Genomic DNA, 26,256 nt, shown 5'->3' with positions numbered 1-26,256 from the left:
AGTATTAGTTGTTTTTAGGGAGAGTATGTTGACCCGCCATGATTGCAGAATTACCTTCCAGTTCATTAATAATTTCGTCAGCATGATCATAATATTTTTCACTAAGTTCCAATCTTTCCAGTTGTAACTTATCATCCAAAAACTTATGTTTCACTTCAAATTCAGTAAAAATATCAGCCCATGTTCTTACGTAAACTTTATATTTTTTTATTTTATAAACCAATCCGCGTGATCGCTCACCGTGGTTCATAACATTCTCATATAGGTTTTCAATGAAACCTGACTTATCTGGTTTATTCCCAATCAAAATGAACTCCCACTCCATCTGTGACGAATTAAACTCTTCTTGGTTCATGATTACATCCAGATAGCTTATAACCTGATCATATTGCTTCTTACCTAAGGGTACAGAAGGATGCTTTAATTCCACTACAACGTTACGTACTTTATCAATTTGTTTGTCCCATCTAACCATAAAAATATCCATTTCTTTACGTTTGTCCACATGCTCAATATGCCCATCGATCTCTTTCCCCGTTAGCAAGTGAACATGCCGACGTAATGCTTGCTCAAATTTAGGCTCTGCTGCTGTTACTAGGTGATATTGTTCCCCAAATATCCAATAATGTTTTTCAACAAATTGCTGTACATGCTTCACTTCATTTGCCATCAGTTCTTCATCATATACAATCTGCTTTAATTCATTTATGGCCTTGTATCGATCTTGTATCAATCGAATGGTCTTTATTACATTGGTTAGCCTTGTTTTCTTCAATACATCTGCTAATTCCGTTCGTTCGTCACTGTTCAGTTCAACTATTCCATTCAAAATATCAAAAAGGCGCTCTTGCTCACCTGAATCCATGATGAGATCCAAGAAGCGAACAAAGGTCTTCTTCTGCTCCACATTCAATTTAGAGAAAAGTTTAGGTTCTACTTGATACAACTCACGTATTAGTTCTTCTAATTCATCTTGTCTTGCCTTATCCCATGAGTTATTACCATACTTCGGGAATGCCTCAACTACTTTCAAATCTTTAATAATGGTATCTGTATATTCCTTTAAAAATGGCTTGCGTTTTTCTTTTAGAAATTTGTTAAGGTTCTCGATTAAAAATTTATATTCATCCGAATTTTGATCGTATCCAAATAAAGCGATTTCCGCTGGTTGAACCTCTCCAAAATGGAAATCGTTAAAAATTTGACTTTCAATAAATAGGCTATGATAAAATGTATCTCCCTTGTTGTTGAATCGAGTGTTGATTTTATGCTTTTCATTTCCTAATTGATCTAAGAAATAATATTTAGAATATTCTAAATTCATTCGTTCTTCCCAACGCACATATTTCACTTTAAATTCAGTATTGGTTGCATCATACCTGACCGTAAAAAACTCTAAATCCCCAACTACCCTAGAATAATCAAGTCGTTCTCCATTGATTGTTATTGCGAAGGATTTATCCGCATTAAGTTCTAGAAACCAACCGAATTCTTTACATAAGAACCTTTTTAAATCAGCAAGATTAAAATCTTTATATGTAATACCTTTCAAAAGCACGCATGTACCTGTTCCAGCCGAAGTTAGCTCGGGAGTAGACGTTTCATATGTATCTAAACTGTTTTCATTGACGGTTATTACATAACGCTTTATTTCTTCTCCATCTAAGTAGGTAGTAATCCATTGTGCCTCGGAACAGAAACGATGAAATGTCAGTCGACCTATTCCGTTTTTCCCATGGGTTGCTGAGCGTATATTCCTCTCCCGCATCAGTGGATCAACCTGTTTTTCAGATTCAAAGAAGGGAGTGAATTTACGCTCCAATTCGACTAAACTAATTCCATAACCATTATCGTTAATTTTAATATCACTCACTGCATCTAACCCACTATGTGTAGTATGAATTTCAATAGTGGTTGCCTTTGCATCAAAACCGTTCCAGATATATTCCGATACCGATTGTAAATAAGTAAATTTCTTTAACGATTTCTTTATCCCTTTAGTTGTTATTTGGATTTTTTTCATCACAATCAACTCCATCTGATGGGCTACTCGAATCGTACCATATTTTGTATTACCTATAAATTGTTTTCTTCAAAAGCGATAATTCAAGATAATTTTATATACTATTGACTTGGGAAGGAGAGAAATAACAAGCAATACTAGATATACAGAACCAAATAAGACATGATCACCAGATTTTTAATTTGTGTGGCTTCAATAATAATTCAAAACAAAAACCCATGATTTAGTATCATGGGTTTTTGTTTTGAATTATTAAGGTTTGAATCCAATAAAAGAACAGGGGATACTAATAAAATGTAAAACCCCTTAGCAGTAAGCTAAGGGGACCAATAAGGTTTTTTTAGTTTCGATGTAGTGGATCATCTTCACGCCCTGAAGGCTGCATATGTAAACCAATACGTTAAAGATACACTAAAATTCATTTTATGTCAAGACCTTTTTTTAAGTTAGCTATTTGTTCTTCAAGATCTTCAATTTTCCTTCTCTGTAGCATAAAATAATCAAAAGCGCATATTTTAGTGAATTTAAGTTCAATTTCCTCTAAAATCTTCGTGTTAGAGATAGAGCCGATAATTCCCGTTTTCGTAATTCGATTTTTCGAAATACAACGTAACTGATGCATCAGAATATAAGAATCGTTTTCGATTTGAGGATAGTCCTTCTTAAGTATAGGAATAATATCACCTTTAATATCTGGCGATAATTTATTTAAATCTAAGCTGGTTTGTGATGTAATTGGAACAACTATTACCATTCCAGTATAATCCGCTAAAACAATTCCTGTGTGTGTTAAAGCTAATTCTCTATCGATATTACTTGTTCCGAAATCAATACTAAGCAATTTCCCCTTTGTAAATTGTTGATTATAGTTAAAATCTTCTTTTCCGCCACTAATTTTTTTTCTAGAATACTCTCTAGTCCCTCCAGATTTAGAACCAAAGGTTCCGTACTCATTTAATATTCCTTCCCATAATATTTTTTTTATACATTGTTCCACTTCCAAGTCCTTTAACCAGTTATAAAAATTTTTAGAAACCTTATCAATTTCAAAGACAATTTCAGGAAAATCTCCTGCTCTTTCATTTTTTATGCTTTTATCTTTTAGTAAATCAAATAATTTCATTGTGTTTATTTTAGGCATTTATATTATTCCTCCCCATTTATTTCATTTTACGACAAATAGGGAGGTTTTCCTACCGAACAAATGTTTGAATATCGATTTAATCAACAATTGTATTATTACATACTTAGTACTGAATAATTCGGGATTTCATATATGAGATTATCTGTATAAAAATGAAGCGGAATATTATTTCACAACCAGTTTGACAACTTTAAAACACGGCTAAGTTGCTTTGGGTTTCTGCATTTCTCTTAAAAACCTCGAAGGGTTGACGCTTTCCAGGTATCCATTCCAATTTGAACGCTGCTTCGAACAGGTTATAAACAACTTACTTTCTGCTCGCGTAACAGCTACATATAAGCCACGCCGCTCTTCCTGTTCTTTGTCGGGATTCCCACCACTTCTTCCAGGGATAAAGTGATCTTCAAGTGCTATAATGAATACCGCTTTGTATTCAAGCCCCTTTGCTGTGTGAAAAGTGGACACCCCAACCTTGTTTACCTGTTGATCAATATGATTTGAATCATCATTCAAATCTATTTCTGCCAACATATCCGTAAGTGATGTGGAAATCGTCTTAGATATTCTATCTCTCAAAAGGTCAAGATGCCGCTTTTCTTCATAACTTGTTGCCTCATCGAATTCCTCTAAATCCGTCTCAATATCGAGCGCTTTATAGAGCCCATCAAAGATCTGGACAAATGACCTAACACTATTTGCTGAGAGGCAATACGTTGCCATTCTCTTAATTGTAGCATCCACTTCATCTTCAGCAAACATTGCGGAAAGTTTATCAAGCGTTACGCTGCCGAGGTTCGTTTCGTAATGACCATACAAATCAAAATCCTCATTTAGCTCATAACGTTTGGCAAAAGCATTCATTAAAGCTCCTAAGATAACCTCATTGTTCGGATCTGCAATTAGCTTCATTGCTGCGATGATAAATTCGGTCAGAAGTACGCTTTTGTTTGCAAAGTTTTTCCCAAAATGCTGGAATGGAATTCTTTTCTCAAGCAAATTCTTATCGATAACTTTTAGAGAAGGGTGTCGACTTCGGTACAAGATAATCATTTGCCGATATTCCATCCCTGCTTTATGAAGTTCTTTGATCTTATTTGTCACCCAATCTGCTTCCTCTTCCCACGTATTAAAACCCTTTCCCCATACCCCATCTCCTTCTTTGTTTGCTCGACCAATTAAACCTTTCTCTGTTCGATCGTCATTGAACTTAATCAAACGATTCGCGACATCAAGGACTTTTTGAGGGGAGCGATAATTCTCGTTTAACACGATTTTCTCCGCCTGCATTAGATCAATATATTCTTGTATGACAGTGGGTAATGCACCTCTCCACCCATAAATGGATTGATCGTCGTCAGCGACGGCCATTACGTGCTCTGCTTTACTGCTGAGCAAACGAATAAGCTCAAGCTGCATTCGATTGGTATCCTGCATCTCATCGACTAAAATATAGGGAAATGCATTTTGGTAAAGTTCCAGAATACTCGGTTTTTCTTTAAATAATGTTACGGTCTGAAGGATCGCATCATCATAATCAATCAAGTTATTCGCATTCATGCGCTGCTGATATTCCACTGCCGCAGCATGAAAATTTATTACTCCTCCATTTTCGGTCTTGTCCATGTAGTCTTTGAAATCAATAGAGGAGTTCTTCAACTCGCTAATTCTGCTTTTAAAATCTTTAGGTTTCATTTTTAGCTGTGTGCTTTTTACAACACTCTGTAGTAAATGCATTTGGTGCGCTGTAGAGATAAACGTAAACTCTCGGTTCATGTTGATTTTGTCTCCATACGCTTTTAAGACCCACATGCAGAAATTATGAAATGTGCCAATTCTTAAACGCTTTTGATCTACCGTACCAATTGAACTAACTCTTGATTTCATTTCATTTGAGGCTTTATTGGTAAACGTAATTGCCAGTATTCGTTTGGAATCCATTAGTCTCCCTGATTCGAACATATAGGCGATTCTACTTGTGATTACGCGTGTTTTCCCCGTACCTGGTCCTGCAAAAACCATCGTATTTTGGTCAAAAGATTCGACAGCGAGACGCTGCTGTGAATTAAGCTTTTCAAGACTCTTCATCATCTGCATCATCCACTTTCCAAGGTGATTCATAACCTGCGAGTTCAATTACAAGGTCCAAAGTATTTTCATAAAAATCTCTTTCAAAACTTTCCCAGAATGTCTCACCTATCATCCGCCCTGTTGTCCGACCTTTTATCTTGCGGAAGCCACCTGCAAGAGCTTTTCGAACACGTTCTTCAGCTTCAGGAACACTATTTAAAATGGGTACACAACTGGATAATTCCGCCCCCTGCTTACGAAGGTCTTTAATTTGCTCAGCTTTATCAGCATCAAAAGAGTTAACAGCTCCTTTTAAAGACGCAAACAACTCGTCAATGCGTTCTCTTGAAAGTGACTGTTCCAAGAAGGTAATTAACCCTTTAATCGGCGCACGCAGGCACACAAATCCTTCAATATCCCCCATATCAACATGCCTTGGCAATTCGTACAGATTATCTGTTATTGCTTTAATTTGATTGAGCTCTTCTTCATGTTTCTTGTCTTTCGAATCGTAATCAATCATCGCAGCGCTTGGAATGTCAAAGTTTTTGAGAAGTTGGATGAGTGCTTTAATATTATTTTTTCCACCTGCATTAATCACAGATATACCCGTACGATCCAGGTCATACAGTTCAGAGAACCAAGTATTTTCTAAACCCAAAGCAGGAAACAGACCCTGCTCTGTAGGTCCTTCCACAAGTAGCACTGCTTTTGCAAAAAATGCATCCGCTTTTCCGACATCCAAATGCTTTTCGTAAGATGCAATATAGGCTTCGGGAAACTTATCAGAAAGCTGAATAGTCGTTGCGCTTCCATCAGCTTTTTTTCGAACCAAACAGATTTGACGCGGATTGATCCATTCCAACAAACTAGGAGAGTGTGTAGCAACCCAGACCTGCCGCATTTTGGAGAGTTCCATAATTTCTCGGTACATGGATCTCTGTGAGTGCGGGTACAAGTGCGACTCAGGTTCATCTATTGCAAAGATCCCTTCTCGAAGCTTACCGATTCCTGCAAATGCCCGAAAAACACTCACGGTTAAGACACTTTGCAGTCCTAGACCCAATTGCTCAATATTCAAATATCGATCACTTCCTGCGTGCTTTAGCTGCAACTGAATATTTTTCTTAATATCAACGCTTGAAGAAGCCGCTACTGTAAGACGCAAAAGGTCATTAATATCGGGCATCTCGATGATTCGACGAGTAACCTCTGATACACCGTCTACAAAGGCACTGATATCGACGTTATCTTTTAGGGAATCTCCCGCTTCATCAAGTTTTTCGAGGATTACAGTTTCCTCTGCGGAAAGATCGATTTGCTGAAGAATACGGCCGAATAAGCTGCCCTTATTAGATTTGATGGCACGATGGTCACGAAGCGCATCTTGGTAATAAAACGAAATCAATCGCTTTTCCGTGAAACCAACTATCCTCTCTACCTGTCTTCCATAAACTAAGGAAGGTTCGCTTTCTTTTGTGTCCTTGTCGTAAACACAGTTAAACACAAGAGGTAAAAACCATGCTTCTTGTCCATCTATCTCTTCGATATCCACCATTCCAACAAAATGTGCTCGGAGTTCATCACTAAGATCGGAAAAAATAATCTCAACCTTAATTGGTTCATCTATATTATAGAAATCGGTCTCTTGGAACTCTAGAGTCCGAATGGACCGTTCAGGATTGAAAAGATAATGCAGAATCGTTAAGATGCTTGTTTTTCCTGCGTTATTTTCGCCCACCAGAACGACCATGTCCATTCCATTTACTACTTTCGGAACGATTGTAACTTCATCATCGAAGTTTCTAAAATTCTTGATATGTAATTGTTTAATTCTCACTATTATTCCTCCGATAAGGTTTTTATTATGACGAACCTGAAATATAGAACACTTTTATACATACGAACTTATCATATTTTGTCTAAAAATAATGTCGAATGTTGGGAGATTTAGTATTCTCATAATTTCCCCATTACTCCTTGTTTTTCTTCTATTCAATACGCTATTATAAAGCAGTGAATGCTGAGTATCTGGAGGATTAAAATGGATTGGAGACAATATGAAACACAAATTTACGAAAAGCTAAAATCCGAGTTTCCTGGGATTAATATCTTATTTAACCAAAAAGTATTTGGTCACCAAAGTAAAGTTGAGCGCCAAGTAGATGTTTTAGCGACTGGATCGATTCTAGGACATGATATAAAAATTGCAGTTGAGTGTAAATGTTATTCTAAAAATATTGATGTGAAAATTGTTGATGGATTCATTGGATTTTTAGAAGATATCAAAGCTAACCTTGGCATAATTATCACTAACCAGGGGTTTTCTCCAGCAGCCAAAAATAGAGCTGATGCAAAAGATATTCGTCTTGAGATTCTCTCTTTTGAAGAATTTGAAGAATTCGACTTCGCTGGGATGTATGAAGAAATTTATGAAGAAGAAGCAGGGTTAGATCCATTACCTGACGATGAAGGTGTTGCAGAACGAATAAATGAACATGATGATATTAGAGAAATCATCGACATAGCCGAGGAGTATAAAGGTTCATTATCTGGTTATTCAGAAGAGATTTTTGAATTTTATGAAGATATCAAAGAGAAGGTAAATAGCTCAGAAGATGTTGATTACGTAAAGGACACTTTGAATGATTTCATATCTATATTCCATAAGAATGATATTGTTAATGATAATAAATATAACTATTACTCAATAATTCTTAGCAATTTCTCGTTAGCTCATTTGGCTGCCTTTTGGGACGATCTAGATTTAGATATTAAAATCTTCAACTCAAAGGTGAATGCCATAATTGAAGAGTGCACTATCTCAGAGAATTTTTCTTTTGATTCCAATTTAATAGTGCTTAATAATCTGAATGATAAAAAGGCAGTAATCTACAGTTGGGGGAACGTTTCACCTGACAGGGGTGGGTCCGATAGAATTCCATTTCGATTAACTGTTGATGAGGATATCGAGGCTACGGGAATTGTTGAACTTAGCTATGGAGATTATGAGGTTTCCGATGGCGGCTATGCGAATCCAATTGTTGCAGATAATTTTGACTTAAACGTAAGAGATATAAAAACAAGTCTGGAGTTTTATATCAGTAGCTCACTTGAGATTTTCGTGAATTTTAGAGACAAACTCTACGAATTATATATTAAATAAATATAACGCAGAAAATACACAAGTGTACTTTCTGCGTTATATTTTTACAAAGGAACCACATCATCCTTTGAATATTCAGTTTGAATTAAGGGACTTTAATGACTTTGGCTTTTTTACCTTCAACAAGAATGAAATCACATGGAGCTAGCATTTCATATGCACCTTTCAGCTCAATTGTCGTATAAAATGAAAGATCCTCCTGTATGCTATAAGCATATCTAGTTAGTTTATCATTAAATAAACCATCTGTACTTCGCGGGAAATTTTTATAAGCGACTTCGTTATATTCAGTTTTCAACAAACTTATAAAAGCTTTTTCAGCATCTGCAATAACAGATAAGTCATCGGATAAATAATACATATCCTCTTCAATATCATTTTCTGTACTTATCACATTTATATTAGTTTTGTCGATATCAAAAAGAAATATAACGAGTTCATCTGTAAGACGCGATCCGTATGTTTTAATTTGTGCATTTGAGAGAATTTTCAACCTACCGTGATGAGCTTGCTCAAATAGCCTGGAAAAACTATCTCCCTTTTTTGAAATCCCTACGTAATAAAGCTCAAATCTTGTGAATTGTCTGAAATCAAATTCGCTTTCAACTTCTACTTGTATTTGATCACGCCAAAATAAAAAAAGAAAAATATCTGGTGTGAACCATTTTACTACATTTTCAGGTTTATTTAATGTAAACCGAATTAATTTCTTTCCCATTTCAAGATAAATAGTATCTTCTTCATCTTCTAATAAATTCAATTCCTCTCTTATATTATAATATATCCAAGGACTTTTTATTTCCCCCATTATTATTTTAAATTTTAGAATGCCTGTAAAGCCTTCTTTTTTCATTTCTTCATCATCAAAAATAAAAAACAACTCTTCTCTGTGCCCTATCATGTAAAGTTTTGATGCTTTAACACTTTCTCGAACTGCTTCTACCTCCCACAACCAAACACCCTCTTGATTTGAAATTGGAGGGTAAACTAACTGCAATTTATTAATTAAATGTCTCACCATATCACCCTTTTTATCATTTTATCTACAATGTATTTTAATAATTTGATTATTTAATTGATTCTTTTGAATGAGCTTGTTGTGAAATTCATCATTTTATTTTGTAGCCAATACTATTTATGTATAGGTCTAGAAATTGAAAATAATAGTAGTGATTCAAGCAATCTAATCTGACCAATCAAAATCAGATAAGATTGCTTGTATGGAAATTGTGTTAACTAGCGTTCCTTGGACGACCTCTTCGTTTCGATCCGTCTGCTTTCAAATCAACTATAATATTTTCAATACTTAGTCCATATTTGTGAATAGCATAATCAACTGCCATTAACAGTTCATTATAAGTCCACATAACAACTTTTTTATTATACCTTCTAGCTAAATCCTGTAGTTTAGCGGTAAACCCTTGCTCAAGTTCACCCGCAACAACAATGCCAATAACATGCGTCATTGTATCTGTGCACTTGCCATGGAATTGCTCAAGCATCTCCCGCCCTTTATCACTTGCACTTGTAATTTCTTTCTTCTCATAACTCTTAGCAATGCCTACAAAAACTGCATCGTCCATATTTAACATCTTCATGTTGAAGCTAATATCACCATATTCTTGACCATGATGGGGATGTAGCTGATGATTTGTAAAGGTAACAAAAGGTTTCATCACACAGCGAACGCTATGTTCTTTTTGACAAGCCTTACAACCATCTGAGCTTTGCTTTGAACACTTTTCCTTTAGGAGCTCCATAACTTCTTGTAATTCTTCTCTACGCTGTTTTGAAATTCTACGCCCCCATACTTTTTCAAACTCAGGGATATCCTCCACGCGGTACATGACTCTGGAGGCTTTATTAGCAGAATAGTGTACAACGTTATTAGAGAGATGGAATTGCTCCTCCTCAGCCATAAAATCAACCTCAGGGAAGTATTTCTTAATCATACGCTGCATCAATGATGTCAGAGCTGTATTAGGATACATCAACACACCGTCATACCAGGAGTTAACCCTTACTTTATGGCTCATCAGGCATGTTAGTTGATCCTGTTCTAAGTTTTCCGAGCAGAATCCACACTTTACGGTTGTGACTTGTCCCTTTCTGCTCAATACCATAATCTCAAATTTACCGCAGGATGGGCACACCAGATCCGCATGTTCCTGGCAGCCCTCACAATAAGGTCTAAACCGTAAGTTCATATGTTTCTTTAGTGCTGCTACTAGTTTTTCTGGCTTTTCGCTCAGTAACTTATAGCTTTCGATACCCTTCTTTTTGCAGATAACTATAGCTTTCATCAGTTCTACAATGGCTTTCTTTTCGTCTTGGCCATATGCGAATGTTTTAACTTCGCTGTCATCGGCAATACCAAATGAATTGAATTTTTCTTCAATATCACCATTAGCATGGATGGTATTCATGTGGTTCATGATCTGGCCAATTCGCCACAGCCCCCATCGTCTCATATCCGTCGCCTTCAATTGTCGCGTCAAATAAATTTTGCCCTTTTCACAGTTTACTCCCAAGGTAGAAAACAGCTCTCCATCTTCATCAATAGCCTCTTGGTAAACAGAACTTGGCGAGTCATATCCCTCGTACTCTGGATTTTGACTTATTTTATTTCCTAATTCCTTATCTGCTAATGTAATTTTTTCAATTTTTCCCGAAGCATCAGAGGAATTAGTACTGAAAGTCGTTCTTTTCATGGAGTCTTTAGGAAATACACGTTCAACAACAGACTTTGTAATATTCACGGGGATTAATAAGCAGGCAAAAGCTTCTTCAGCTATACTAGAAAGGGTCCCGACTAACAAATCACTGGGAAGATTAATATTTACGTACCGTTGGTCAAAATTGATCCACATAAATCCGTACTTTAACTCATAAATGAATTCATTCTGTTCAGTCTCAGGATCAATGAAATTATATTTTTCGTTATATTTGAACGCAATCTCCAAGGTTTGAGAATCAATAAGTGTCTGATCAACAGCAAATAATGAGGCTACATTGTCATTCGAATAGGGAACATCTCTAAGGCGTTGGTTTAATTTCTTGATGGCTTTATCTTCTTTGTGGGCTTGTATAAATGATGCTGAAGTGGTTTGCGGGTATAAGGACTGGAGATGAAAAAGACGAAAGTTAGGCCGATTACTATAACGATTTTCTTCAAAACATAATTCAATGTGTTCTTCAGTGATTTCAGGACTCTTATTAATAATTTCAATCAGTTTAGCTTTTTCAACACGTTGGAGCGCTTCTTTAATATTCTTCTTTGTTTCTCTTCCGTTCACTGCGCGGTATCGATTTTTTAAGTCTTCATCAGCTACATGGGTATACAGCAATTTGCGGATTGCTCCATTTTGAACGTGGAGCAGTTTACTTGATTTATTATCTGACGGCATACATTATGACCTCCCCTTGTTGGTTGTTATGGGAACCCTATGCGTTTCTTGCTGTCTTTTTATTAAAGAAGGGGGAGCCAAAATTCGCTCCCCCTATGCTGTTACTTGTTTTGATCTTTTAGAATTTGAGTCAGTGATTTGTCGCCAAGACGTTTTCTTAAGGTTCCAAGTTCCATATCACTTCGAACCCCAAAATCAACCCCATACTTAGCTTCGATATTCCCAACCCTTGTGTCTGCACGCTTCTGACGATATTGCCCATCCTTGTTACGATCACGCATTGAAATTCCTCCTCACAATGTTTGTTATTGCATAAGGAAAATACGGATTTCTTAAGAATAGAATTACATCTGTAAAATCTGTGCAAGAATGAAGTTTTACTTAAGATTGGTCTGAAATAGCCGATTTTAGGCTAAAATAGGGCTGAATTTTAACATTTGTTTACATATTTAAGATTTTTGCCTGTGGATATCCCGTTTTTGATGACATTCCGTCCCGTTTTTTATGGCGATATCCCGTTTTTGGTGGCACATCACATTTTCCCATAAAACACTTATTGGCTCTAACGTTTACCCACAGCGACTATACCCGCAATTGCCACAAGTCTTACAGCCCTCAATATTAATCAGCGAGGCGCTGCCGCAGGATGGGCAAAGGTCACGGGAAGCCGTAGCATGGTTATGTCCATGATGACCACCATGTCCATCTTCCGTAGCTGACGGAACGCTCGATTTTAACTCCGCATTTAACGCTTCATTGAAATCCTCCAGCTCCAAAGTTGCCGCAATAGGAGCAGGTACATGATCATCATGAGCATTGTTCAGCACATGTGATTCCAGTGCCTTAGCTACAGCGTCAGCAATGGATTCAACACGATTCGCACCGAAGCCTATAGCTCCTGATCCGCCAATGCCTTTCAGATGTTTAATCAACAGCTCCACTTTCTCACCATGATCTCCGTAACGGAGGAACAAGGAGCAGACACGGCCTAGTGCTTCTGCCATAGCAAAGACGTCAGAACCTGCTTTACCTACATTCAGGAAGATTTCAGCCGGTATTCCATCAAGGTCATTGATCGTAATATATGCCATCCCAAATGGTGTGTTGATTTTATAGGTAGCGCCGCGCAGAACCTGCGGACGTTTTTTGTATTGTTTATCCGCCTCTTTTGTAGTCACTTGAGGCGCTGGACTTGCTGCTACCACACTTGTACTAGCTTCTACAGTAGTTGCAGCTTCCTCTGCCGCACCCGGAGCGGCTTCTTTTTTGTCTTCCTTCTTCGTGGTTTCCAGAACTTGAACGTCACGGCTTCCATCGCGGTAGATCGTAACACCCTTACATCCTAGATCAAAGGCCATTTCATATAGCTCAGCCGTCTCTTCAACCGTAAAGTCAGACGGGCAGTTCGCTGTTTTGGAAATAGAGCTATCTACCCAGCGTTGGATCGCTGCTTGCGCACGGATATGATCTTTAGCTGACAGATCCATCGAAGTTACAAAGTAGTCCGGTAGCTCTTCACCTGGATGAGCTTCCAGCCACTCTTGAGCGATTGGAACAAACTGTTCATCATAGCCAAGACGACTTTGACGGAAATACTTGAAGGCAAAATAAGGCTCAATTCCCGTAGAAGTCCCCACCATTGTACCTGTACTACCTGTAGGTGCTTGTGTAATCACTGTAACGTTACGCATACCATGTTCACGAATCGCTTCACCAACCTCTGGATACGCTTCGACTATATTTTTCATAAAGCCGCTCATTAGATATTTCTCAGTATCAAAAGCTAGGAAGGACCCCTTCTCTCCAGCAATTTCTGCCGATGCAAGGTAGGCTTCACGAGCCATAAAGCCGTATAGCTTGTCCAGAAACTCCAACGATTCCGGGCTGCCGTAACGGATGTTCAATTTAATCATCAGCTCCGCCAATCCCATGGTTCCGAGACCCACGCGGCGTTCCTTTTTCTGATTCGCTTCATTTTCCGGGAAATGATAAGGTGTTTTATCAATTACATTATCCAGAAAACGGACAGAATAACGTGTTGTAGTCGCAAGATCTTCCCAATCTACATCATGATTTTTCTCATCGTAGAACTTGGACAGGTTCACCGCAGACAGATTGCAGACTCCCCAGCCTGGCAGGCCTTGTTCTCCACACGGATTCGTACAAATAATCGGGTTGAAATACCAGCTGTTAGACATCTGGTTATAGTATTCCATGAACACGACGCCCGGCTCAGCGGATTTCCATGCCGATTCAATGATCGTACGCCACACGTCACGCGCTTTTACGGTGCGATAATGGATAACGTTTTTGCCGGCAGCTTTCCACTTGTCGAGATCACCATCCCACATTTCGTTATATTCAGGATCGGTTGTATCCGGGAATACGAGATCCCAGTCCAGATCTTCTTTTACAGCCTTCATAAAACCATTGCTCACACATACCGAAAGGTTAGCATTAGTGACTTGGCCCATCGTTTGCTTCACGGTAATGAAGTCCTCAACATCGGGATGCCAATCATTAATCATTAGCATGAGCGCACCACGACGGCTGCCGCCTTGCTCAATAAGCCCCGTAGTATAACTAAACAAACCGCCCCAAGATACAGAACCACTGGATGAACCATTAACCCCTCTAACAATCGCACGACGAGGACGCAATGAAGACAGGTTAATTCCCACCCCGCCACCACGCGCCATAATCTCCGTCATTTCAGACAAAGTCTGCATGATGCCGCCACGGCTGTCTTTTGGAGAAGGGATTACATAACAGTTGAACAATGTTAATTCTTCACTAGCACCTGCACCAGCCGCAATACGTCCACCCGGCACAAGCTTCCAATCATCCAGGATTGAGCGGAATTTGCCCGCCCATTCTGCTTGAAGCTCAGGTGTCTTCTCTACAGAAGCCATCGCTGTGGATAGACGGTCCCACATTTCCTCAGGAGTTTTTTCTATATTAAGGGTCAACTTTTCAACATCCGATTTCACAAGCTCGCCACTGCGTGTCTTTACAGTTACAATTCGACCACTGCGCTCCACAATTTCTCCAACTTCCTTAGTTGGAAACTTCGGATCATCTTTGGTCAGCACCAATACAACATCGCCTACTTTAGCATTGTTGCTGTCTGCATCCTTCCAAGCATAACGATCCAAAAATATTTTTTCACTTAGCCCTTCAAGGCGTTGCTTACGTTCCATTTTACTCAATAAAAAAACCTCCCGCATGTGTAGTAGATATTAGTTTCCGGTCCAAGGTATGGGCCCACAACAAAAACTCCCTTACCATCCTCCGTTGCTTAACAGGTGTATGTAGGAAGCTCATCTTGTCAATACAAATACCAGCTAAGCACTCTATAAAAAATACATTTTCAAGCTTTTGTCACAATATATTGTGTGCGTCAGCTTTTAAACTATACCACATATTGTATCGAAGGTCTTATTCGAAAATAGAGTCAAGTTGCCGAATTATCGCAAACGTTGCTGCTTTTTCTCGCTCTTGCTCTCTTTTTTAAAGGCTATCGTGAAAAATAGGAGGTTATGAATTCTCTCGTTTACGAGCATACTACTCTTACGAATGGTGATATAAATCCGAGCTTGAGGAGGCTGCATTATGACGCAATTATTCCGTAATTCTCTACCCCAGCAAGGGGGAACACCCGCGCCGATACTGCCTGTTCCTCTTTCTTTTGACCGGAATTGGTTGCAAGATCTGGAGCTCAAATTGGAAAAGGGCGGCCCATGGGGAGACTACCGTTTATCTAAGCTTGCCGTACAAGGAGAGGAAACAGGTCTAGTAACGAGCTTCGATGAGCTGCAATGTATGAAGCATTTATCCGGCTTGTCCCCTCTTCCCCATCAGCTGGATACAGCGCATAAGGTTCTGTTCGAAATGTCAGGCCGCGCGATTCTTGCAGATGAGGTTGGACTTGGCAAGACCATTGAAGCAGGACTGGTGCTGAAAGAATATCTCGTTCGCGGTCTTGTCTCTAAAGTGCTTATTCTCGTACCTGCTTCTCTAGTATTGCAATGGGTTCGTGAGCTGAATGCGAAATTCGGCATCACTGCTGTCGCTCAGAAAAAGGCCTATTCTTGGGGCAACGCCATAGTCGTCGCATCGATGGATACCGCCAAACGCGATCCGCATAAGGAAATCTTGCTGGAAAATGAATACGATATGTTGATCATTGATGAAGCTCACAAGCTGAAGAATAAAAAATCGACCAATTATCTATTTGTACAGCAATTACGCAAAAAATATTGCCTGCTGCTCACCGCGACTCCCGTTCAGAATGATCTGGGCGAACTCTTTAATCTGATCACTATACTGAAGCCGGGGCAACTTGGAAATCAGGGCGATTTTGCCTCAAATTTCGTGGTTGATAAACGCCAGCCCAAGAATGAAGGTCAACTGCGGGACGAGCTTTCGAAGGTCATGATCCGCAATCGCCGTGGTGAAGGTCCAGTTAATTTCACGAAACGAAGAGTCCGTAATATTCCCTTAGTTCTCTCCCAAGAAGAAAAAGATTTGTATAACAGTGTTACTTCCTTTGTCAAAGACCAGTATCAGGAATCCGGCGGCAATCTTAGCAGCATGCTTTCTCTGGTAACCCTTCAACGTGAGGTGTGCAGCAGCCGGGATGCCGTCTTTATCACTTTAGTTAATTTGATCAAAAAGCTGCCTGCGGATTCACCAAAAAGAGACCGGATGATGGAGCTGCTACAGACCCTCCGTACCGTTAAAACAAACACTAAAGCTGAAACAACCTTAGCCCTCATTCAAGAAATGAATGAAAAGGTCATCGTCTTCACGGAATATCGCGCAACTCAAGAGTATTTACTACAGTATTTCCGTGAACATGGGCTGATGTGTGTATCTTATTCCGGCGGCATGAACCGTGGCAAAAAAGATTGGATGATGGATCTTTTCCGCGGCCGGGCTCAAGTTATGATTGCTACGGAAGCCGGTGGTGAAGGGATAAACCTGCAATTTTGCCACCATATGATCAACTTTGATCTGCCTTGGAATCCCATGCGCGTGGAGCAGCGTATCGGCCGTGTCCACCGGTTAGGGCAAGAAAATGACGTAGTGATCTACAACTTGTCTACGCAAGGCACGATTGAAGAACATATCCTGCATCTGCTGCATGAGAAAATCAATATGTTTGAAATGGTGATTGGCGGGCTGGATGTAATCCTGGAACGTTTTGAAAAGAAGGAATCGCTGGAGAAAAGTTTATACAAAATCATGCTCGAATCCCGCTCCGACGAAGAATTGCGGCATGAGCTGGACCATATTGGTGAATCCCTCAGTGAATTGACACAGGGTATTAAAAAAGAAAGTGGGACTGCGACATGACCCTCACCGCACAGGAAGTACGCAAGCATGTGATGGACTATCTTGAAGCCACTGAATGCTCCATCATTGAGGCTTCGCCCCTTCACGTAACTGTGAAATTATCACCTAGAGCTGACAAAATGCTCACCGACCGGCCGTATTATTGGGGATTCGTGGAGCGCACAGGTGTAGATCCTGAGACCCTTTCTTTCACCTTTGTTTTTGATCCGGAAAAATACGACAGTCAAGCTGCTGTAGAGATTCCCCCCATTGCAAATCGTAGTGCTGGCATTTTGAATCAGGTTGTCACCGGAAGCCTAACTACAGGTGTAACAAACGATGCAGAGGCCAGCGCTGACTTACTCGAATCCGCCTCCCCGGGCTCAGAAGCAGTGAGTGCTCCATCTACTGACCCGGAGGAAAGTATCCTAGCCCGCTACTTCGGCATTGTGCCGGCACTCCCACGAATTGGGCCAGGAATGATCCGCAGAGAGGATATTATTTACGGAAGCAAGCGATTGCAACAGATTTGGAACGCCGCTAGGGACGAAGGGAAATGCCTTTATTTATTTGAGGACCCGGGCAGCAGGCAGCGAAACACGCTGTTCTCTGCCGCTTACGAACCATGGCTTAGTGTCTGCTATAAAGTGGAGATGAGCTGCGATTTGAAACGTGAAGAACTCCATTATCTTGGCATCTCCCTAACAAAGGGAACCATCATTGATGACTTTAATGCAAAAGTTTCCACAAAAGAGATGATGCCACGCTTGCCGGAAAATGTGCATATCCAGCCTTATGAAATGACAGTAGCAGCCGCTACCGAACTATTGGAAACTCATCTTACCGCTCAGTTAGCAGAACTGGACTACACTTGGGCAGAACAGGCACGTGAGCGGCTAAGGGTTGAGCTGGATATCATTGATGTCTACTATGGAGAGCTGCTGAAGGAGCCTGACGAAGAAAAACGCCTAGCGACTCAAGAGCAGTATAATCGGCGCCGACAAGAGACCATTTGGCAATATGAGCCGCAAATCGCAGTTTCTGCGGTAACCTATGGACTGTTTCATCTGCGGAGCCTATAGAATGCGACCCTACTCGCTAAAAGCAGGCAAAAAAACAAGAGAACTTCCGCCTTCCGGCGCGACAGCAAGCAACAGCCTTTTTATAGCTTGTCCCCTACAATAAAAAGGAAGCTTATACTTTCTGAAATTTCATAACAAAGAAAGGTGAACGACGCCATGAAAATAAGTGTACGGCGGAGGCTGCTTCTTGCAGGTCAAAGCTGCTTCCTCCTGCTTCTATGCATCGGACTCATTGCAACGAGCTCCGGTTCCTCTTCTGCGCTTGCCGCTTCCAGAGTGAGTGTAGTTGATTCAGTCACACAGGATTTACTACCAGTACTGCAGATGGATATCTTACCTTCACCCGGCACAGTCCAGGAATTTGCCAAAAGTACACTGAACAAGCTCGCAGCAGAAGCTCCATTTACAGCCTGGAAGAACGCAGGAATAGAATATTATCCTCTGGGTCCAGGTACGCATAGCTGGCTTGTCAACGTTATGAAAGGTGAACAGCGGATCGGTTACATGATCATTTCGGCTACGGATCAAGGTGGTTATATGCTTAGCGAATATGGAGCTGGCACTTACGGTCTCCCCTATAGTTTATTAGAACTGCGCCAATTTTTGGTGCAGGAAGGACTTATACCTTCATCTTTTACAGGCAAAATAAAACTTACAGCCTTATATGCACCACTTCTACCCGTATGGAAAATCGCCATTGACGATAAGACGATTTTTATCAATGCTTCCGTACCCCAAGTTTTACCATGGACGCTCAGTAAAGCGGAAGAAGTGCTTAAAGGGCAGCAGACAGAAACGGATGTAATCACTAACTTAACTACTGACCTGTCGCCGCTTTCTGCCTATCAAAGCGGGGGAACAGATGATCCTTATAAAGATATCATGTGGTTGACCTCCCCAAAACTGCTTGCTGTAGGTGGAGACAATATCGCCGCACTGATTCGTCCCAAGGAAAGTATTGCTTATCAAGCCGCTGGCCGAAATGATATTGTAGGGGCCCCTTTTATGATTACAGGTTATCAAAACTGGTTGCCTGCTTCGAATAAAACAAAAGCAATAAACAACATGCCCACCGTTTATGCAGCATCAGGACCAGAAGGTAGAAGATATTTACCACTCACTGCCTTGCAGGCTATCGGAACACTGCACAAGCTGCCCGACAAAAATATCTATAACTAAACATAACAAATAACCTTCCGCTGCCACCCTCGACAAGGCACTGGAAGGTTATTTGTTATTTGTGAAATTCAATCCTTGTCACTGTGGCTCCATTTGCTTCGCCAGATCGACCAACCAAGCGGAAGCATACCGAACCATTTTTGTGACCACGGCTGCTTTGTAGCCGCTCTACGAGCATGAATGGCACGCGGATCCTCGATATAAACAACTACCTTCTCAGTGATATACTTTACAAGCTCATCGCCCCCGGAAGCCATTTGTAACACCTCCTACATTGTAAGTGAATTAAGATAGCCAGCGTCGTTCCATGCTCTTAGTGTGCACCACCAAGCATATATCTAAACTCTTGTCTCGAATTGTTCGAATAGGTTTACCTATTAAAGCACAATCTAACAAAGAATCTAGGGCACGAGGTTATTCACATGCAAGGAGGAGTTCATTTGAACAATGGGAGAAATAAAGCTTATTCCAAGACAGCAGCTGCAATATGTAGCTTGCGTATTACTTTAACCACAGTTGGACTTCTAATGCTGTTTATGGGGAGTGCATATGCTTCTGCAACTCCATCCAAACCCGTAGTGAATGATGAACGTCAGCATCTCTTAAGCCACGGTCACCGTATGATCTTAATTGACGCAGGACATGGGGGGATCGACGGAGGAACTTCCTACGGGAACATTCTTGAAAAGGATATTACATTAGATATCTCACGCCGATTATTTCTGCTGCTGCGCAGCGATGGATTTGACGTTGCCTTAAATCGTAATGGAGATTATGCACCAAGCGATGAGAACCGCTGGCTGCGCAGTAAATCCCGGCATCTGCGCGACCTTGCCCAGCGTAAAGAGCTGGCTGAGACATTACCAGCTACTGTAGTCGTCAGCATCCATGTTAACTGGGCACCTTCACCATCCAAGCATGGTCCGCTAGTATTATATCGCCAAGAAGGGCGCAGCTTTATCCTCGCCCAGACCATTCAGCAACAATTAAACAGTCTCTATAATATCCAGGCAGAGACAAGACCGGGTAAACCTTTTTATTTACTCAACAAAATAACCGCCACAACCGTAATTGTTGAGGCGGGTTTTGTAAGCAGTCCGACAGATCGCGAAAAGCTGTGCACCCCTAAAGGGCAACAAGAAATTGCTGAAGCAATTGCTGGCGGCATAGTAGCTTATCTTATGGAAGTGTAGGATTCGAGTTCCATTTCATTTCGTTTTTAACGAGATCAGAAATGCCTATAAATTCAACATCATCTTTTATTTGCTCAACACCGCTGCGGATGCCTGCGGCGGTTTCTTTTCCATATACACCAACATGACCAATGGTTACGCAGAATCGTTGATCCTTCGCCAGATTATTTACAAGACCCATTTGTTTCAGCACATGATTAGCTGTGTGTGTATCATCCAAAAAAATATGGTTCTCTACGCGCGGCAGTCCCATTCGATAAGCCATATTGCCAGCAACAGAACGGTAGTTGGTCTTACTGTCCACAAAAAACAATCCCCGCTCTTTGCAGACGGCTAAAATCACACCCATAATCCGTTCGTCCCCGGTAATCTTAGAACCCATATGGTTGTTTATACCGATAGCATAAGGCACATTATCGAGCGCGGCCTCCACCTTTTGACGCACTTCTTCATCAGACATCTTAGCCAATATAGCTCCGGGTCCAAGCCATTTAGGATTACCCTGGCGTGGCTCCATCGGCAAATGGACCAGAACATCATCTCCGCGTTCATGCGCGCGTGTGGCATCCTTCACAGATGTAGGCAAAAAGGGCATAACCGCCACAGTAAGCTTTATCGGCAGCGAAAACATTTCATCCGTCCCTTTCATGCCATTGCCGAAATCGTCAATAATAATTACGACCTTATTACGTTGAGATGTCTTCTCTTCACTTGATGTGTTTGTAGGTTTGTCTCTGGACTCGGCAGCTGAAACAGACGGTGCCATGGGAGCGATTAAAGTAACCATTAGAGCAGCAACAGCAATCCAAATTAGTAAATAACGATTAAACTTTCGACTGTCCTTCATCAAGAGGAACGCCTCCTTCGTCTTAAACAATTGTTCTCATTGTTTGGTTCACGAAGGTTAAATATGTACGAGGAGGGTTCGCAATAATTTACAATCGGGCTTTTTCTATTGTCCCCGCGCGTCTGCGGCAAGAATTGCTTCCAGCACATCCACAGCTTGAACTTCAAAAGGCATATTCCAGATGGGGCTATCCCCAGTACAGCTAGCTTCAGCCACCATCATTAATTGATCAATATCCTTACTGGTAATTCCAAGATCGTTGAGAGTAACGGGAAGGCCGATTTTTTTACAGAAGCCAATCACCTGATCAACCTCTTCATATGGTGCTTTCTCCAGTACAAGCTGAACGATCGTAGCAAAAGCAACCTTTTCACCATGAAGAGTATTCCTGCATTCCTCATGCAGCGTCAATCCATTATGAATTGCATGCGCCGCAGCAAGTCCTCCACTTTCAAACCCAATGCCACTCAAGTAAATATTGGCTTCAATAATATGTTCCACCGCAGGAGAGGTGATGCCTTGCTTAACATCTTTTAATGCCGTTTCACCCTCTGCAAGAAGGGTATCCAGACAGGCACGAGCTAATGAAAGGGCTGCAATAGTGCTAGTCCCACCTGCGTGTGTAATAGCCCCAGATTCTCGACAAGCTCTTGCTTCATAAAAAGTGGACAAAGCGTCTCCCATTCCAGCAACAAGCAATCTTGCAGGAGCTTTAGCAATGATATCGACATCTACGATAACCAGATCGGGATTTCTTTTTAATGGAAGATAACAGTCAAAGTCTCCCTCATCCGTATACAACACAGATAAAGCACTGCAAGGTGCATCCGTTGAAGCCACTGTGGGTACAATAACTACCGGGAGGTTACTCATGTGGCTTACTGCTTTTGCCGTATCTAAGGTCTTGCCGCCGCCAATCCCTATAATGACTTCGGCATCCTTCAAGCCAAGTACTGCAACTATCTCATTAACCTGATTACGGCTACACTCGCCCTTAAATTCACACATTACTAGCGGCATTTCGTTCATTTCAAAACTGTATGTGATCTCTTTTTTGTACACAGAGAAAATATAAGGATCAATAATGGCATAAGCTCTTGTCGCTCCAAGCTGCAAACAATAATCTCCCAGCTTACGAATTTCACCATGTCCTTGTATATATTTAGTCGGTGAGCAGATGATCTGCGTCATGGTTCACTCCTCCTTTTATTTACATTCATATTAGAAGGATTGACCACATTCAGCTATTAAAAAGATCCCTTTAACCACCAGCTTAAATGAATCCACCATTCACACGGATCGTTTGCCCTGTAACCCACTGTGATTCTTTACTGGCTAAGAACAACACAATGCTTGAGATATCCTCAGGCTCGCCTAAACGTCCAAAGGAATTCATATTCCCCACGGTCGCAATCTCTTCCGCTGATTTCCCTACGGTAAATAACTCCGTATTCACAGGTCCAGGTGAAACAGCATTGATAGTGATTCCTTTTCGTCCAAATTCTTTGGCCAGCTGACGAGTGATTTGTTCCACTGCTCCCTTAGTTCCTGCATAGACGCTGTAGGTCGGGAACATTTGACCCGTAACGGAAGTTGAAAAATTGATAATCCGTCCGTTGTCCTTCATATATTTAGCTGCTTGCTGGCATGCAAAAAAGGTTCCTTTCACATTGATCGCAAACTGCTTGTCGAAATCCTCTTCCGTCATATTTAAGATCGGCTTCGTAATCATAATCCCGGCGTTGTTGACAAGAATATCGAGTTGTCCATAGGCTTCTAGTGTGGTTTGGAATAATTGTTCGAGTTCTGCCACTTGGCTGATGTCTGCCCGAATAGCGACGGCCTCTCCACCCTTTTGCTTAATACCGGTTACGACTTTCTCGGCTTTGTCGGGGTTACTCGAATAGTTAACGACCACCTTCGCACCCTGTTGTGCCAAGTTCTCCGCAATTTCCCGGCCCATGCCTCTCGATGCACCTGTTACTAATGCTACTTTTCCAGCTAAATTCTGGTTCATCATTACTCCTCCTATTACTTTGTCCTTCTTGTTGGTCTGATTATAAATCGATCGATTACAAATTACAAGTAACATTTTTTAATATTTGTCATTTGAATTCGTTTTGCACACGGGATTTATACCGTTCATTTGCTACTTGTCGCTCAATTCAGCCTAATCTACGGGATTTATACCGTTCATTTGCTGCAAATCGCTCGATTCAGCCTAATCTACGGGATTTATACCGTTCATCTGCTGCTAGTCGCTCGATTCTGATCAATCAATGGGATTTATACCGTTCATCTGCTGCAACTCGCACAATTCAGCCTAATCTACGGGATTTATACCGTTCATCTGCTGCTAGTCGCTCGATTCAGCCTAATCTACGGGATTTATACCGTTCATCTGCTACTTGTCGCTCAATTCTGACCAATCTACGGGATTTATACCGCTCTTTCGCTACAAGTCGCTCAATTCTGACCAATCTACGGGATTTATACCGTTCATTTGCTGCAACTCGCACAATTCAGCCTAATCAACGGGATTTATACCGTTCATTTGCTGCTAGACACTCGATTCAAACTAATCTACGGGATTTATACCGTTCATCTGCTACTTGTCGCTCAATTCAAACAGATCAACGGGATTTATACCGTTCATCTGCTGCAACTCGCACAATTCAGCCTAATCTACGGGATTTATACCGTTCATCTGCTACTAGTCGCTCGATTCAGCCTAATCTGCTGGATTTATACCCCTATAAGACACAAAAAAACCTCCTGAATATCAGAAGGTTTTAAGTAGATGTTACAAAGAAATCCCGGAAAGAATCAAATCCCAAACGGAGGCGAAATCCTGATCAATCATAGCCGACTGCCACTCTATAGCATGTGCTGGATGATGATACCGCGAAGTAGCATTAAAAATTGCTCTAGCCGTTACCATTGGTTCCACCACTCTATACTCTTTGGATTGTATGCCTTTTTCAATAATGCCTGCGATTTGCCCAATTAATTGATCTACGTGTAGGGTAATCATATCCACCGCTTCTAAAGTTACAGCTGCATACATAGCAAACATTTCGGCATCATCCACAGCATAGGTGCGTTTACTACGAATCAGCGTATCCATCCATAATCGGAGCTGCTCTTTGGCATGCCCATCAAAATGCTCTGAAATATTCTTTAAGGGCTCTGAAATATTATGCTGCAACCATCTTTCGGTTACTGCTTCTCGCAAAGCAGATTTACTGGAAAAATGTCTATAAAGCGTACCATGACTTACTTTAAGCACCTTCGCTACATCAACAACAGAAGTCTTGTCCGGGCCAAAACGCCGGAGCACTTGTTCAGCCGCATCCAAAATGTTCTCTTTTGATAATGGAAGATCATTCGACATATGTATTCCCCTCGCTCTATCTCTGGTGGTAATTATCATAGCATATCATGTTCAAAAACGAACTGACAATATTACCAGTTTGTCATTCGTTAAATCATTATCAGTATATACTCGCGCCCAATTATTAAACTAAGGCCCCAGTTTGGTTTCTAATTCTCCGTAGCCCCTGTTCTCCATGAATTCGGACTGAGGAGCCCTTATTTTCAAAAATCACCGTAATTCATCATGCTATCGGACTCCAATGCAGCTATTCTCCCAAATCCCCTCCTTTTTGGCGTTCTAATGTGCAAATAAGAGCTATGCAGTCCGAAAAGTTAGCCAAACACACTAAATTGAGCAAATAGCTGCAATACGGTCCGTTACGATGAAGAAGCCCAGTATCTAGCAATGCACCTTCTGCAAACCTAACGATTTCGCCAAAAAACCTCCTTGATCTCTCAAGAAGGCGGGCAACATCATCTGCTTTTTTGCTCAATCCGGTCTAGCCTCGTTCTAACAAACTTACCGACATTCGCGATCGCTTGCTGCGCCTCTGGCAGCATATAAGCTAAAAATTGAAAGACACTCCACATGTTCTCCCATATTTCCAGTCCTACATGAACATTCGCGGCTTGTGCTCGTTCAGCCAACCTCGTTGCATCGCTTAACAATACCTCGTGGTCGCCTACTTGAACAAGTAAATCAGGTAATCCCTGCAAATTCATCCTTAAGGGAGATAGTATAGGAGCTAGTTCTGTCCGAGCACCTAGATAAACATCAATTATTCGTCTATTTCCTTCTAAGCTGCCTGTTGGATCAAACTCCGCTCGACTCAGATACGATTCACCATCCAAATGGACAAGATCTGTATGCGGCGAGATTAAAAAAGCACCCGCCGGCAATTCCACACCCGCATCCCGTAAAGTAATCAACGTCATCAGCGCAAGGCTGGCTCCAACAGAATCCCCTCCAAGCACGACATTCCCGGCAGAATATCCATTCGCGAGCAGCCACAGATAAGCGTCTATACAATCTTCATTAGCAGCCGGATAAGTAAACTCTGGTGCCAAGCGATATTCAATGATTAGGATCTTCGTGCCACTAGCTTTTGCAATTCGTGTAACCAGATCCCGATAAAATTCACAAGTCCCCGAAATAAAACCCCCACCGTGGAAATAAAGGATCACTGCATCAGCGGGTGAAGCAGATTTCACAGGAATAATCCACTCTCCGCTTAAGGTTCCAATCATGACCCGCTCGACGATAACATCAGTAGGACTGGGCATGTTTGCAGCGGTCGCGGCCATCTCCTGCCGTATTTGCCCGATAGACTTGCTATCCAATCGGTTGCTTTGTCGCAAATAATCTTTGATCGCTGCAAGCTGCTCTATACTTGTCTTTTCCATATCGTTAATCCCTCCTACAATTCTTTTCAACT

At 41.1% G+C, this 26,256-nt stretch carries 20 protein-coding genes; 6 read left to right on the top strand and 14 right to left on the bottom strand.

The features are described from left to right. Nucleotides 1-4 precede the first annotated feature (4 nt). The 4 genes from MKZ09_RS11750 to MKZ09_RS11735 form a co-directional block, all read right to left on the bottom strand. Nucleotides 5-2,023 (bottom strand): ATP-binding protein, encoded by a 2,019-nt coding sequence (locus tag MKZ09_RS11750; protein ID WP_076204645.1) that lies wholly within the window; start codon nt 2,021-2,023, stop codon nt 5-7. A 418-nt stretch (nt 2,024-2,441) separates the two neighbouring features. Next, the gene (locus MKZ09_RS11745; RefSeq protein WP_076204650.1) at nt 2,442-3,164 is read right to left on the bottom strand and encodes a type II toxin-antitoxin system PemK/MazF family toxin; all 723 of its coding nucleotides are present in this window, start codon (nt 3,162-3,164) and stop codon (nt 2,442-2,444) included. A gap of 204 nt (nt 3,165-3,368) precedes the next feature. Next, nucleotides 3,369-5,252, bottom strand: coding sequence for an ATP-dependent helicase (locus MKZ09_RS11740; protein WP_256719206.1), 1,884 nt, complete (start codon nt 5,250-5,252; stop codon nt 3,369-3,371). After that, nucleotides 5,239-7,074 (bottom strand): ATP-dependent nuclease, encoded by a 1,836-nt coding sequence (locus tag MKZ09_RS11735; protein ID WP_076204659.1) that lies wholly within the window; start codon nt 7,072-7,074, stop codon nt 5,239-5,241. The genes MKZ09_RS11740 and MKZ09_RS11735 overlap by 14 nt, the downstream gene beginning before the upstream one ends. 204 nt (nt 7,075-7,278) lie before the next feature. On the opposite strand from MKZ09_RS11735, the gene MKZ09_RS11730 reads away from it, so the two are divergent. Beyond that, the gene (locus tag MKZ09_RS11730; RefSeq protein ID WP_076204663.1) at nt 7,279-8,400 is read left to right on the top strand and encodes a restriction endonuclease; all 1,122 of its coding nucleotides are present in this window, start codon (nt 7,279-7,281) and stop codon (nt 8,398-8,400) included. An 85-nt stretch (nt 8,401-8,485) separates the two neighbouring features. On the opposite strand, the gene MKZ09_RS11725 is transcribed toward MKZ09_RS11730, so the two are convergent. The 4 genes from MKZ09_RS11725 to MKZ09_RS11710 form a co-directional block, all read right to left on the bottom strand. Then, nucleotides 8,486-9,352: a hypothetical protein gene (locus MKZ09_RS11725; protein ID WP_076204667.1), complete on the bottom strand. Its 867-nt coding sequence runs from the start codon at nt 9,350-9,352 to the stop codon at nt 8,486-8,488. 280 nt (nt 9,353-9,632) lie between these two features. Next, nucleotides 9,633-11,807 carry a hypothetical protein gene (locus tag MKZ09_RS11720; RefSeq protein ID WP_076204670.1) on the bottom strand — a complete coding sequence of 725 codons (2,175 nt, stop codon included), beginning with the start codon at nt 11,805-11,807 and terminating at the stop codon, nt 9,633-9,635. A gap of 101 nt (nt 11,808-11,908) precedes the next feature. Then, on the bottom strand, nt 11,909-12,088 hold the full coding sequence (locus tag MKZ09_RS11715) for a hypothetical protein (protein WP_076204674.1): 180 nt from the start codon (nt 12,086-12,088) through the stop codon (nt 11,909-11,911). A 288-nt stretch (nt 12,089-12,376) separates the two neighbouring features. Continuing rightward, the gene (locus MKZ09_RS11710) at nt 12,377-15,007 is read right to left on the bottom strand and encodes an adenosylcobalamin-dependent ribonucleoside-diphosphate reductase (protein ID WP_256719207.1); all 2,631 of its coding nucleotides are present in this window, start codon (nt 15,005-15,007) and stop codon (nt 12,377-12,379) included. A gap of 412 nt (nt 15,008-15,419) precedes the next feature. On the opposite strand from MKZ09_RS11710, the gene MKZ09_RS11705 reads away from it, so the two are divergent. From MKZ09_RS11705 to MKZ09_RS11695, 3 genes are all read left to right on the top strand, one after another. Beyond that, complete coding sequence (locus MKZ09_RS11705; RefSeq protein WP_076204682.1) at nt 15,420-17,165, top strand: DEAD/DEAH box helicase; 1,746 nt, start codon at nt 15,420-15,422, stop codon at nt 17,163-17,165. Continuing rightward, a complete protein-coding gene (locus tag MKZ09_RS11700; RefSeq protein WP_076204685.1) occupies nt 17,162-18,226 on the top strand; it encodes a YqhG family protein in 1,065 nt (354 codons plus the stop codon). Before MKZ09_RS11705 ends, MKZ09_RS11700 begins: the two co-directional genes overlap by 4 nt. A 156-nt stretch (nt 18,227-18,382) precedes the next feature. Next, nucleotides 18,383-19,405 carry a hypothetical protein gene (locus MKZ09_RS11695; RefSeq protein ID WP_076204688.1) on the top strand — a complete coding sequence of 341 codons (1,023 nt, stop codon included), beginning with the start codon at nt 18,383-18,385 and terminating at the stop codon, nt 19,403-19,405. A 68-nt stretch (nt 19,406-19,473) separates the two neighbouring features. Here MKZ09_RS11695 and MKZ09_RS11690 read toward each other — a convergent pair whose 3' ends face one another. After that, the gene (locus MKZ09_RS11690) at nt 19,474-19,662 is read right to left on the bottom strand and encodes a YqzE family protein (protein WP_036689445.1); all 189 of its coding nucleotides are present in this window, start codon (nt 19,660-19,662) and stop codon (nt 19,474-19,476) included. A 183-nt stretch (nt 19,663-19,845) separates the two neighbouring features. Between MKZ09_RS11690 and MKZ09_RS11685 the strand changes: the two genes are divergently transcribed. Beyond that, the gene (locus MKZ09_RS11685) at nt 19,846-20,598 is read left to right on the top strand and encodes an N-acetylmuramoyl-L-alanine amidase (RefSeq protein WP_248549233.1); all 753 of its coding nucleotides are present in this window, start codon (nt 19,846-19,848) and stop codon (nt 20,596-20,598) included. Here MKZ09_RS11685 and MKZ09_RS11680 read toward each other — a convergent pair. The 3 genes from MKZ09_RS11680 to MKZ09_RS11670 form a co-directional block, all read right to left on the bottom strand. After that, nucleotides 20,585-21,445 carry a divergent polysaccharide deacetylase family protein gene (locus MKZ09_RS11680; RefSeq protein WP_081394265.1) on the bottom strand — a complete coding sequence of 287 codons (861 nt, stop codon included), beginning with the start codon at nt 21,443-21,445 and terminating at the stop codon, nt 20,585-20,587. The genes MKZ09_RS11685 and MKZ09_RS11680 overlap by 14 nt on opposite strands. Before the next feature lie 105 nt (nt 21,446-21,550). Continuing rightward, nucleotides 21,551-22,636: a glycerol dehydrogenase gene (locus tag MKZ09_RS11675; RefSeq protein ID WP_076204691.1), complete on the bottom strand. Its 1,086-nt coding sequence runs from the start codon at nt 22,634-22,636 to the stop codon at nt 21,551-21,553. Nucleotides 22,637-22,718: 82 nt separating this feature from the next. Next, nucleotides 22,719-23,462, bottom strand: coding sequence for an SDR family oxidoreductase (locus tag MKZ09_RS11670; RefSeq protein ID WP_076133575.1), 744 nt, complete (start codon nt 23,460-23,462; stop codon nt 22,719-22,721). 486 nt (nt 23,463-23,948) lie between these two features. On the opposite strand from MKZ09_RS11670, the gene MKZ09_RS11665 reads away from it, so the two are divergent. Beyond that, a complete protein-coding gene (locus tag MKZ09_RS11665) occupies nt 23,949-24,224 on the top strand; it encodes a hypothetical protein (protein WP_143767324.1) in 276 nt (91 codons plus the stop codon). A gap of 24 nt (nt 24,225-24,248) precedes the next feature. On the opposite strand, the gene MKZ09_RS11660 is transcribed toward MKZ09_RS11665, so the two are convergent. Next, the gene (locus tag MKZ09_RS11660) at nt 24,249-24,839 is read right to left on the bottom strand and encodes a TetR family transcriptional regulator (protein WP_076204694.1); all 591 of its coding nucleotides are present in this window, start codon (nt 24,837-24,839) and stop codon (nt 24,249-24,251) included. Between the two features lie 455 nt (nt 24,840-25,294). Then, nucleotides 25,295-26,224: an alpha/beta hydrolase gene (locus tag MKZ09_RS11655; RefSeq protein ID WP_076204696.1), complete on the bottom strand. Its 930-nt coding sequence runs from the start codon at nt 26,222-26,224 to the stop codon at nt 25,295-25,297. Nucleotides 26,225-26,256 lie beyond the last annotated feature (32 nt).

It is taken from the genome of Paenibacillus sp. FSL R5-0908 (assembly GCF_038006245.1).
GTDB classification, from domain to species: domain Bacteria; phylum Bacillota; class Bacilli; order Paenibacillales; family Paenibacillaceae; genus Paenibacillus_AQ; species Paenibacillus_AQ odorifer.
This window is presented reverse-complemented; position numbering and strand designations above follow the sequence as displayed.

What these genes read in the sequence shown, in the direction of transcription:
- MKZ09_RS11710 (WP_256719207.1), bottom strand. Translation starts at nt 15,007, where the DNA reads ATGGAACGTAAGCAACGCCTTGAAGGGCTAAGTGAAAAAATATTTTTG.
- MKZ09_RS11745 (WP_076204650.1), bottom strand. Translation starts at nt 3,164, where the DNA reads ATGCCTAAAATAAACACAATGAAATTATTTGATTTACTAAAAGATAAA.
- MKZ09_RS11700 (WP_076204685.1), top strand. Translation starts at nt 17,162, where the DNA reads ATGACCCTCACCGCACAGGAAGTACGCAAGCATGTGATGGACTATCTT.
- MKZ09_RS11750 (WP_076204645.1), bottom strand. Translation starts at nt 2,023, where the DNA reads ATGAAAAAAATCCAAATAACAACTAAAGGGATAAAGAAATCGTTAAAG.
- MKZ09_RS11715 (WP_076204674.1), bottom strand. Translation starts at nt 12,088, where the DNA reads ATGCGTGATCGTAACAAGGATGGGCAATATCGTCAGAAGCGTGCAGAC.
- MKZ09_RS11655 (WP_076204696.1), bottom strand. Translation starts at nt 26,224, where the DNA reads ATGGAAAAGACAAGTATAGAGCAGCTTGCAGCGATCAAAGATTATTTG.
- MKZ09_RS11680 (WP_081394265.1), bottom strand. Translation starts at nt 21,445, where the DNA reads ATGAAGGACAGTCGAAAGTTTAATCGTTATTTACTAATTTGGATTGCT.
- MKZ09_RS11705 (WP_076204682.1), top strand. Translation starts at nt 15,420, where the DNA reads ATGACGCAATTATTCCGTAATTCTCTACCCCAGCAAGGGGGAACACCC.
- MKZ09_RS11740 (WP_256719206.1), bottom strand. Translation starts at nt 5,252, where the DNA reads ATGAAGAGTCTTGAAAAGCTTAATTCACAGCAGCGTCTCGCTGTCGAA.
- MKZ09_RS11720 (WP_076204670.1), bottom strand. Translation starts at nt 11,807, where the DNA reads ATGCCGTCAGATAATAAATCAAGTAAACTGCTCCACGTTCAAAATGGA.
- MKZ09_RS11730 (WP_076204663.1), top strand. Translation starts at nt 7,279, where the DNA reads ATGGATTGGAGACAATATGAAACACAAATTTACGAAAAGCTAAAATCC.
- MKZ09_RS11695 (WP_076204688.1), top strand. Translation starts at nt 18,383, where the DNA reads ATGAAAATAAGTGTACGGCGGAGGCTGCTTCTTGCAGGTCAAAGCTGC.
- MKZ09_RS11670 (WP_076133575.1), bottom strand. Translation starts at nt 23,462, where the DNA reads ATGAACCAGAATTTAGCTGGAAAAGTAGCATTAGTAACAGGTGCATCG.
- MKZ09_RS11660 (WP_076204694.1), bottom strand. Translation starts at nt 24,839, where the DNA reads ATGTCGAATGATCTTCCATTATCAAAAGAGAACATTTTGGATGCGGCT.
- MKZ09_RS11675 (WP_076204691.1), bottom strand. Translation starts at nt 22,636, where the DNA reads ATGACGCAGATCATCTGCTCACCGACTAAATATATACAAGGACATGGT.
- MKZ09_RS11690 (WP_036689445.1), bottom strand. Translation starts at nt 19,662, where the DNA reads ATGGCTTCCGGGGGCGATGAGCTTGTAAAGTATATCACTGAGAAGGTA.